This window comes from Salmonella sp. SAL4457, assembly GCF_046548235.1.
In the GTDB taxonomy this organism is placed as follows: domain Bacteria; phylum Pseudomonadota; class Gammaproteobacteria; order Enterobacterales; family Enterobacteriaceae; genus Salmonella; species Salmonella enterica.
Map to the genome: position 1 here is coordinate 1 of NZ_JBGDZO010000420.1, position 275 is coordinate 275.

1 protein-coding gene is annotated in these 275 nt (G+C 62.9%); it reads right to left on the reverse strand.

The annotated features are described in order from the left end of the window. Positions 1-275, reverse strand: a 275-nt coding sequence (locus ACLJNW_RS24890) for a citrate/2-methylcitrate synthase (protein ID WP_410961317.1), incomplete at both ends; no start/stop codon positions are given.

The following is a 275-nucleotide window of genomic DNA, read 5'->3' on the forward strand; positions in this document are numbered from 1 at the left end:
GCCAAGAAGTTGGCGGTGTAGGACAGCCGGTTGTCGGGGTAGACGTACGGCTTGCCCTGCTGGTGACGGAAGACGAAGGCTCCCAGGGTCGGCATCTTCGCGATCAGGCGGGTGATCTGCGCCTGCCGGACGTCCGGGTCGGAGATGTCGCCGGCCTCGGGATAGAACGTTGACAGCGCGCTGACCGAGGCCATCAGCATCACCATGGGGTGCGCGTCGTAACGGAAGCCCTCGATGAACTGCTTGCAGTTCTCGTGCAGGAACGTGTGGTAAGT